We start from the raw sequence: 8,715 nt of genomic DNA, 5'->3' as shown, positions 1-8,715 counted from the left end.
GACAAAAAATGGGAAGTTCAGTTCGCCTGAGCCGGCAGCACGCGCTGGAGCGCCGCCTGATCGAGAACGATGGGGGTTTCTTTGAGCAGCCGGGCCAGATAGGCCTGGGTGTTTTCGCGGAGGCGCTCGTTGCGTAACGTCACGCGTAACTGGGCGCGAACCTGATCCAGTGTGGGGGTATAGGATTCGCGCGTTTCCAGCACCTTCAGCAGGTGCCAGCCGTCATCGAGCCGGATGGGCTGAGACGTGATGTTCGACTTCAGCACGGGCATCTTCGTTCGAATTTCGGGCTGGATTTGATTTTCCGTGAGCCAGCCAATCTCCACGAAATTTTTTCCGTCACGCACTGAGCGCTCTGCGGCCTTGATTTTTTCCTTCGCCTGCTGCTGCGCGTTTGCATCCGCATTGGGAGCCACCGGCACAAAGACCTGCGCCATGCAGTAGCTGCGCGGCACCAGTAGCGAGGGCTTGCGCAGTTCGTAGGCGGCTTTGAGTTCGTCCTCGTCAGGAAAGTGGGCGGGCGGCTGCGACACGGACTCCAGATAGCTCTGGGTCAGCGCGGTATCGCGCGCACGTTTCAGCCGTGCAACGACCTGAGGCTCTTCATCCCACTTCTTCTCCAAAGCCTGGTTCAAAACGAGATGCTGGGCGATGAATGAACGCACCACCTGCTCCAGCAGCACTTTGTCTTCGCGCACAGCGGCAAGCTGGCGCGCATCCAGCGTCTCCAATGAGGCGCGTATATCCTCGACCGAGATCTCCACACCGCCTGAACTCACCAGCAGTTTTGCTTCATCGGCCGGTGCAGCCGTGAATGCCAGCAGGAACAGGAGATGACGCGCGTGGGTCATGGCTTCGTGGCGGGTGGCGCGCCGGATTTGACGGCATCGTCATGAAAGGGGCTGTGCTTGTTGTCCTGCAGCTTGTCCGCGTAGTCCTGCACGAGGGCTTGCAGCTTCACCTTGTTGGTGCCGGTGAAGGGCTCGCGCGCCAGCAGGGCTTTGCCGAGGCCGTAGTTTTTGTAGCGTTCGAGGATCTCGCTGCCGATCAGGTAGAGTTCCAGATTTTTGCGTTCGCGGTCGGCCACTTTGTTTTGCAGATCGGTCACGCTGGCCACGGCTTTGGCGCGTTCGTCTTCCTTGGCACGGGCGATGATGGCGGCTTTGTTGAAGCCTTCTTTCCATTTCTCCAGGGCCTTTTTGTACTGGGCGTTTTCGTTTTCACGCACTTCCAGTTTGGCATTGAGTCCGTCGATGGATTTGCGCGCGGCATCCTGATCTGCCGCCGCCTGCTTCGTGGCGGCAGCGAGCTTTTTCTTCAGAGCTTCAATCTCATCGGCCTGCTGCTTGATGGTGATGTCGTTCTGCGACTGCACCGCCTGCAGATTGGCACGATCTGTCTCCACGGCGCGCAGACGCACGGCGATACCTTTCAAGGACTGGCTCAGGCGCTGCTCCGTGGGAGTGAGGTCTTCCGCATGCAGCAGGCCTGCGGCCCACAGCAACAAGACAGGGAGAATGAAGTGAGTGTGTTTCATGATCAAAACTTGGCGTTGATGTCGAACATAAGGATGTCGGCCTTGAACTGCGGACCGGCGATCTGATTGGCGCTCATCCAGCGCAGCGCGGCATTGACGCGAGGAGAGAGAGCGATGGCGCCGCCGATGGTGTAGCCTTCGAGATTGGTGCCGCCGCCGCCGAAGTTCTGGTCGTTGAAGCCGTCCACCACGGAGTCGGATTCGCGATGCGTGTAGCCAAGGTAGGTCATCCAGTCGCCGCGCTTGTGCATTTCTGGCGTGCCAAAGCGCAGGTGGATGTCCCATGCCTTGTTGCCACCGGCGAATCCGCCGGAACTGCGATTGTTGACCGCAATGGCATTCATGGCCGACCGGTTGAATGCGAGGTTTTGCAGATACTCGGCCATCAAAGAGACCTGGAAGGGCTCGAAGCCGTTGTAGTCGAGGCGGGCGGTGACGGCGGCCACACGGAACGGTGTTGCGAGGCCGTAGTACTGAAACTGATTCGTGGTGCCGAAGCCGTTGGTGGCATTGGCGACGATGTTGCGGATGGGGCGGTAGGTGTTTCCCTTCTGCGCAAAGGTGGGGCGGGAGCTGTCGGTGTTGCCCTGGTCTTCCGCATTCTGGGGTGCGTAAGGACTGGAGAGCACGCCTTCGATGTTTTGGAAGTGGTAGTAGGCGGCTGCGACTTTGGCATGCCAGTCCTTGCTGATCTTCCAGTCCACACCCACCTGGCCTGCGTGCAGCCATTTGTCCCGGCTTTGAAACTTGGAGGGCTGATTCGAGGCGAAGTTGAGATCGGTGTTGAAGATGGGGAAAGTTCCCAGCGTGAGGAAGGGCTCAAGGCCGTCATGCACGTTGTAGCGGCTCTTCAGCACGACGCCGTCGAAGCCGATGTCTTCGGACCAGATGGCGGCGGTGGAGAAGAAGGGATTGTCAAAGCGGCCGATGGTGAACGAAAAAGCGTCCACGGGCTCCCACTTCAGGAAAGCGCGATCAAGCCAGATGGCATACTTGGAGAACTGGCCGCCCTGCTGGCTGAAATTTCCCCCGGGCGCGGTGTTGGTGCTGCCAAGAGATTGATTGCCTGAGACCGGGGAATTGCTGTCACCGGTGCCGACACGCACGCCCATGGTGAAGTGATCCCCGAGATCAATTTCGGTGCCCAGACGCAGACGCAGACGCACGCGCTCGCGATCCTGGTCGGCATTGATCTGCGGAGCAAACTGCGTGCTGCTGGTGTCGTAAGGCGCCCCGGTGTTGATGATGTTGAAATTCGGGAAGGCCCCGCTCACATCATTGCCGGCAGGAAAGCTGTCATACTCATACCGCATGCGGAAGTCGACAAAGGGATGCCAGGCACTGACCCACTCCGGCAGAAGAGTGGGGGAAAGGATGCCGCCCTTTTTGGCTTCGAGCACGAGTTCATCTTTGATCTGCTCGCGCAGCTCATTCTTCACAAACTCCGGCACGTAGGTGACGCGGATCTTTTCACTGTCTGCGGCGATGGCTCCGGCTGCACCGCCTGCGGCAGCGGCTGCGGGGATGCCCGTGGCGCGCGCAAACTCCTGCTCGGCGGCTTTGCGCTCCCTGCGCTTCGCTTTGGCGGCGGCCACGTCTGCCTCGGCCACGCGGAAGAGATCCTGTGCATCCTCCTTGGTCATCATGCCGCGCTCCACCATGCGCTTGACCAGATTCACCGCGAGGCTTTCGGCCATGCTGGGTTCGTCTTCCTCTTCTTCCACGGGTGGTGGTGCAGCAGGCGCCTCAGTGGGGACGGGCATTCCACGGGGATCAAACAACTCATTCGGCGGCAGATCCTTGTAACTGGGTGCAGGAGGAGCGGCGGCGATTTGTTGGGGCAGCGGCAGAGAGGCTTCGACGAGTGCGGGGTCTGTCTGCACGGGGGCTGGTTTTGCGGGCGCCGCTGTTTGTGACCACGCTGTGGCAGCGAATGCGAACAAACCGGGAAGGACCAGATGATGGATGCGAGTGGGCAGCATTGGGAAAAGTTTTGCGCGTGGGTTCATGCCTCAGTTCGGTTTGCGGGCGGAGAGTCGGAGGCTGATGGGCATGGGCATGCCGTCGGGGGGCGGTTCGCTGAGCACGAGTCCGCGAAGAACTTCGTTTTCGATGGCGGCATCCACGGCTCTGTCTCCCGTGCTGCTGCTCAGCTTTACGCGGGTGATGCGTCCGGTGGCATCGCTCCAGACTTTGACCACGTTTGAGAATCCGGCCTGACGTGTCAGCGGATGAGCACGCAGGGCATCGGCGATGCGGTTTTGCACCGCGCCTGCGTACCAGCCCCATTTGCTGCCGCCTTTGCCACCACCACCGCCGAGCATGCCGCCGCCACCTCCGCCGCCGCCAAGACCGAGTCCGCTGCCATCGCCACCGCCAAGGGCTGTACCGAGAGGTTCATCCGAAGGCTTTTCGGCAGGTTTGTCATCGGGCTTTTGTTCGTCAGGCTTCACCTCCTCCTGCGCGATCATTTCCTCCTCCTTCTCAGGCGGCGGTTCTTCCTTGGGAGGAGGCGGCGGCGGTGGAGGTGGGGGCGGCGGCAGCACCGGCATCACCATGACCACGTCCACCTTCTTCCTGGGTGCGGACTTGGACGGCTTGTGATTGACCGCAAAGTAAACACCGCCAGCCAGCACGAGCCCGCCGAGAATCAGCAGCACGAAGTAGCGCCGGATGAATCCGGGCTCTTCGTCTTCGTCATCTATGTGAGGTGATGCCATGGCGTGGTAGATCTGTGCGGGATTATTTCTTTGCCGCCTGCGTGGCCAGACCGATGTTGGTGATGCCTGAGCGGCCCACGGCGGTGAGCACGTCCATGATGGTCTGGTACTGAGTGGCGCTGTCGCCTCGGATGACGACGGGCACGTCCGGGGTCGCGGCCTTGATGGCTTCCAGCTTGCCGGAGAGTTCATCGATGGTGACGGCGGTGGCGTTGAGCTTGATGTTGCCCTGGTTGTCCACGGTGATGGCCTGCATCTTTGGCCCTTCGATGGGCTTGGAGGTGGAGGGGCCGCCGCGCGGCAGATTCACCTTCACGCCCTGCACGCCTGCGGTGGTCATGATGATGAAGATCAGCAGCAGCACGAGGTAGAGGTCCACCATCGGCGTGACGTTGATGTCATCGTAGGATTTGTTGTCGGCCTGCATGGTGGTGCGCGGTTATTCCTTGTAGTGTTCGGCCATCTTGGTGACGAACTCGTCGATGAAGGTCTCCATGTTGGAGACGACATCCTTGATGCGTGAGCTGAGGTAGCTGTAGATGAACAGGGCTGGAATGGCGACGGCGAGGCCGGCCACGGTGGCGAGCAGCGCGCCTGCAATGCCGGGGGCGATGGAGTTCACCTCCACCTCGCCGGATTTCGCAATGACGGCGAAGGTGATCATGACCCCGATGACGGTGCCGAGGAGGCCGAGGTAAGGACCACCCGCGATGCCGATGGTGAGGAAGACGAGCTTGCCATTGAGCTTCTGCACCTCGCGCACCATGCCGCCGTGCAGCACCGCCTTGATGGCCTGGATGGAACGGCCCGAGAGGCTGAGCACCTGGAGCTCCTTCTTTTCAGCAGGATTGAAGGTCACCTGGCGGAAGGATTTCATGCGGTTGCTGATCTCCTGCGAGCCCAAGTGATAGAGCTGATACAGCGGCGACTGGCGCATGAGCTTCTGCATCCTGGCGCTCATGCTGCCCCCGATGTTTTTGATGCTCTCCTCATCCTCGGTGTCGATGGCGGTGAGATCTGAGGAGATCTTTTCCCAGCGCTTCATGAACTCCTTGGAGGCTTTCTCAATCGTGTTGAGGTACATGATCTTCCCGGCTGCAATGATCCAGCCGACGATGGCCAGCACTGTGCAGAGGAAAATCACCACCCAGCCGTCGAAGGTGAGGTCCTTGGAGATGTCCGTGATGAGGGAGAGATGCTTCATGATCTCCCCTTCCTCTTCGTGATCCGAAGCCTCGTCTGCGCCGATGGTGATCAGCTTGTCCTTGTCCGCCGAGGTGCCCTGATTCACGGCGGCAAAGCGGATGAAGCCGGCAGGCCGTGCTGTTTTGGCGATCTGAAATTCATCAATTTCTCCCGTGAAACCGACAGCACCCGATGAGGTGTCCTTGTCGATCTCGGCAGGTGTTTTGAGGCTCGGCAGGGCGGCGGTCAAAGCGCCATAAGATTTGCCATCAAGATACAAGGTGACCGTTCCTGCATCCGCCACTGCAGCCACATGATGCCAGCCACCGGCGACGATGGGCGCACCTTCGCTGCTGCGCTGCTTGTTGAGTTCCACAAACGGAATCCCGTTGTTGAGACCGAGGATGAAGGCATTCGCGCCATCGCGGCGGCTGAAGATGACGGCATTGGGCTGCAAGGCGCTGGGCTTGATCCAAGCGGAAACGGTCAGCGGTGCTCCGGGTGCAAACTCCGGCAGCGGTGGCGCTGGCACTTTGATGGGGGCCTGTCCGAACACGCGCAGACCGCCGCCAATGAGCGAGCCGGTGGCGGGTGGTGGTGTGCCTTCGGCATTCGCCCCCGTGGCGGATGAGTCTGCGCCAGCTTTGGAGGTGTCGGCAAAGTGATACACCAGCGTGGTGTTTGCCTCATAGGTTTCCTTGGCCGGCTCACCTGCCGCTGCTTCGGTGTTGCCGTAGTAGAGCCAGATGCTGGTGGCGCTGGCGGGCTTAAGCTCTGGCACCTGCACCCAGACGTAGGCTTCATTGAGCAGCGCGTCCCATTTCTCGATGTGGTGTTTGAGCAGCGTCTTGTGATCATCCGCCACGAAGCGCAGATCACTGCCATCTTCCTTGGCGGAGAGGAAACTGAACACGCCCTCATGCAGGCGCACGAGCACGGCCGTGGTGCCGATGGGTTCGGCGATGGCCACGCCCTTGCCGGTGGTGTCGATGTCGATCTTCTTGCGAGTGGTCCACTTCGCATCCCACCAGGCGGTGTCAGCAGACGATGCGGTCGCGGCAAAGAGCAGCAGGGCAAGTGATTGAAGCAGAGGTTTGATCATGCGCGTTGGTTTGGAAGAAATGGAAAATTAAAATTCCGCCCAGAAGCGGAGCGTCACGAGGACTTCGCCGACTCGCGTGATGCCCTGGGTGGTCAGCGGAATGCCCACGTCGGCGGAGCCGTTGAGATGATTCAGCACGCGGAAGCGGCTGCCGGCCCCGACGCTGAAAAGATCGAAGGTGGACTCCTGCCCGGGCAGCACATTGCGTAACTTGAGACGGCCACCATCGGCAAAGACGTAGAAGCGCCACTGGTTGGCTTTAGCATCGCTGTCAGACAGCAGCGAGGGCGAGCGCAGCTCTGCTGAACCAAAGACACCGCCATCTCCCAGCGCAGTGGATTCAAGGTAGCCGCGCACCGTGGCCAGGCCACCGCCTGCGAGCTGTTCGTTGTTGATCAGCGGGCCGGAACTGAGCTGGCCTTGAATCTTGCCATAGGCTTCAAAACCGCCTGGCAGCTTTTGCGTGTGCGCCAGATCTCCGCGGTAGTAGATGAAACCGTCGTCCGCATTGAAACGACGACGATTGAAATTGGACTGGTCCGTCCCCATCCGGCGCAGGCTGAAGACGATGGCGGTGTTCAACTCGGTGGTGTGTGCGGTCTCCGTCCACGTGGCCGCATGGCTCAGGCTGAATGGAAAGTAGGTGACGGGTGCGGAGGTTTTGGCACCGGCCACGGTGATGTCCTGGTCAAAGCGCTTGTAGTCCATGCCGAAGCTCAGCGACTGGTAGAATCCCTCCTTTTGTGGCAGGGTGAAGAGCAGGCGCATGCCGACCACCTGACCACGACCCGCCACTGCGGCCCCGCCAAGAGTGGAAACATCACTGTCCTGCTTTGATCCCTGCAGCAGCAGGCTGACGCCCTCGACGTCGGGGATGCGTGCGAGATAAAAAGCGGAGAAGACGCGCGCGTCATTGAGGCGCTCCGGCGCGATCTGATAACTCACGCCCAGCGAGTGGCCGAGCTGCCAAAGGTTGTCATAGCGGAGGGAGCCGTTGACGCGCCAGGGCGTCGTGTTGTTGTTGTGGCGGTTGTTGACCTCCAGGCTGCCATGCAGCGGGCACTTGTCTTTGACATCCAGATCGATGTCCACCGTTCCCGGACGCACACCGGCGCGCAGGGCCGGCGACACACGCAGATCCGCCTGGCGGTTCAGCGCGATGATGTCCTTGTTGATGTTGTTAAAATTCGGCAGGCTTCCCTCCGCCAGCGAGGGCGCCTTTTCCTTGATCTTGTCGATGTCGTAATAGCGCGAGCCATGCACCCGGAGACGTCCCACGACGGTCTCCACGACGTGGAGCAGCACGATGCCGCTGCTGGCGTTTTGCCGCGGGATCTGCACGGACACGGTCTGGTAGCCTTTGTCCTTGTAAGCTTTCTCAAGCGCCGCACGCGCCTGCTCCACATCGTTTGCCGTGCGGCCCGGACCAAGAAAGGGATACACGGCCTTCTCCACTTCAAGACGAGGCAGATGCTTCACCCCGGTCACTTCGTACTCCTGGATGTACATCCTCTGCGGAGAAGCGGAAGCCTCCTGTGCTGGCAGTCGCGCAGTCGACACCGACAAGAACCAGGCAACGCCGATGAGGCGCAGCAAAGCAGGCATGATGGATGTAGAAGCATGGGACATGATGTGACGGGCTCCGTTGAAGGCGGTCGCCAGTTCAGCACACCTCTGCCATTCAGCGGGAAGTGCCTTCCTGGGCCGTATGAACTGCGGGCCTCAGGCCCGCGACCGCTGGATTCGTGTCCTCACGGTGTTTTCATACTCTGTAGATGTAGATTAGGAGCACGTGGATTTTGAATGTCGAGAAATAATTGACAAATACTGACATGAAAAAATTCTTTATTCCTACTTGCCCTGTGTATATTCGCATATAATACATGTTAATTGAAAGCAATCAGGATCCACTCCTAATCCGGCATACCGCAACACGAATCCTCACCTCACACACCATGTCTCAGCCAACCGCAGAAATTGAAGTCGAGTCCTGGGTCGACATCGTCAAACAGAAGGTCTCCGCCCTGCGATTCGGATCTGTGCAGATCATCGTGCATGAAGGACGTGTGACGCAGGTCGAAAGCACCGAGAAGACCCGTCTGGCCAGCGAGCCGCTGGCCACGCAAAGCCGGAAGTAACGCCGCTTCGCCGCTGAACTTCTTTTCTCTCCC

At 60.0% G+C, this 8,715-nt stretch carries 8 protein-coding genes; 1 reads left to right on the top strand and 7 read right to left on the bottom strand.

From position 1 onward, the window contains the following. Window positions 1-17: 17 nt before the first annotated feature. From AC24GY_RS24485 to AC24GY_RS24455, 7 genes are all read right to left on the bottom strand, one after another. Window positions 18-851, bottom strand: coding sequence for a peptidylprolyl isomerase (locus AC24GY_RS24485; protein WP_487688296.1), 834 nt, complete (start codon window positions 849-851; stop codon window positions 18-20). Next, on the bottom strand, window positions 848-1,537 hold the full coding sequence (locus AC24GY_RS24480) for a phage major capsid protein (protein ID WP_487688294.1): 690 nt from the start codon (window positions 1,535-1,537) through the stop codon (window positions 848-850). Before AC24GY_RS24480 ends, AC24GY_RS24485 begins: the two co-directional genes overlap by 4 nt. Window positions 1,538-1,539: 2 nt before the next feature. After that, window positions 1,540-3,420, bottom strand: a complete 1,881-nt coding sequence (locus AC24GY_RS24475; RefSeq protein WP_487688291.1) for a putative porin — start codon at window positions 3,418-3,420, stop codon at window positions 1,540-1,542. A gap of 129 nt (window positions 3,421-3,549) precedes the next feature. Next, window positions 3,550-4,257 (bottom strand): TonB C-terminal domain-containing protein, encoded by a 708-nt coding sequence (locus AC24GY_RS24470; protein WP_487688288.1) that lies wholly within the window; start codon window positions 4,255-4,257, stop codon window positions 3,550-3,552. A 22-nt stretch (window positions 4,258-4,279) separates the two neighbouring features. Next, window positions 4,280-4,684 (bottom strand): ExbD/TolR family protein, encoded by a 405-nt coding sequence (locus AC24GY_RS24465; RefSeq protein WP_422321003.1) that lies wholly within the window; start codon window positions 4,682-4,684, stop codon window positions 4,280-4,282. A gap of 12 nt (window positions 4,685-4,696) precedes the next feature. Then, window positions 4,697-6,544 (bottom strand): DUF2341 domain-containing protein, encoded by a 1,848-nt coding sequence (locus tag AC24GY_RS24460; protein ID WP_487688285.1) that lies wholly within the window; start codon window positions 6,542-6,544, stop codon window positions 4,697-4,699. Between the two features lie 27 nt (window positions 6,545-6,571). Next, the gene (locus tag AC24GY_RS24455) at window positions 6,572-8,173 is read right to left on the bottom strand and encodes a ShlB/FhaC/HecB family hemolysin secretion/activation protein (protein ID WP_487688283.1); all 1,602 of its coding nucleotides are present in this window, start codon (window positions 8,171-8,173) and stop codon (window positions 6,572-6,574) included. Between the two features lie 326 nt (window positions 8,174-8,499). Here AC24GY_RS24455 and AC24GY_RS24450 point away from each other — a divergent pair, with 326 nt between their 5' ends. Further along, a complete protein-coding gene (locus AC24GY_RS24450) occupies window positions 8,500-8,682 on the top strand; it encodes a YezD family protein (RefSeq protein ID WP_487688280.1) in 183 nt (60 codons plus the stop codon). Window positions 8,683-8,715 lie beyond the last annotated feature (33 nt).

The sequence above is a fragment of the Prosthecobacter sp. Pr1 genome, assembly GCF_057652315.1.
This window is presented reverse-complemented; position numbering and strand designations above follow the sequence as displayed.

Bases quoted from the DNA above. Each gene is read 5' to 3' on its own strand.
- AC24GY_RS24485 (WP_487688296.1), bottom strand. From the start codon at position 851: ATGACCCACGCGCGTCATCTCCTGTTCCTGCTGGCATTCACGGCTGCA.
- AC24GY_RS24480 (WP_487688294.1), bottom strand. From the start codon at position 1,537: ATGAAACACACTCACTTCATTCTCCCTGTCTTGTTGCTGTGGGCCGCA.
- AC24GY_RS24470 (WP_487688288.1), bottom strand. From the start codon at position 4,257: ATGGCATCACCTCACATAGATGACGAAGACGAAGAGCCCGGATTCATC.
- AC24GY_RS24465 (WP_422321003.1), bottom strand. From the start codon at position 4,684: ATGCAGGCCGACAACAAATCCTACGATGACATCAACGTCACGCCGATG.
- AC24GY_RS24460 (WP_487688285.1), bottom strand. From the start codon at position 6,544: ATGATCAAACCTCTGCTTCAATCACTTGCCCTGCTGCTCTTTGCCGCG.
- AC24GY_RS24455 (WP_487688283.1), bottom strand. From the start codon at position 8,173: ATGTCCCATGCTTCTACATCCATCATGCCTGCTTTGCTGCGCCTCATC.
- AC24GY_RS24450 (WP_487688280.1), top strand. From the start codon at position 8,500: ATGTCTCAGCCAACCGCAGAAATTGAAGTCGAGTCCTGGGTCGACATC.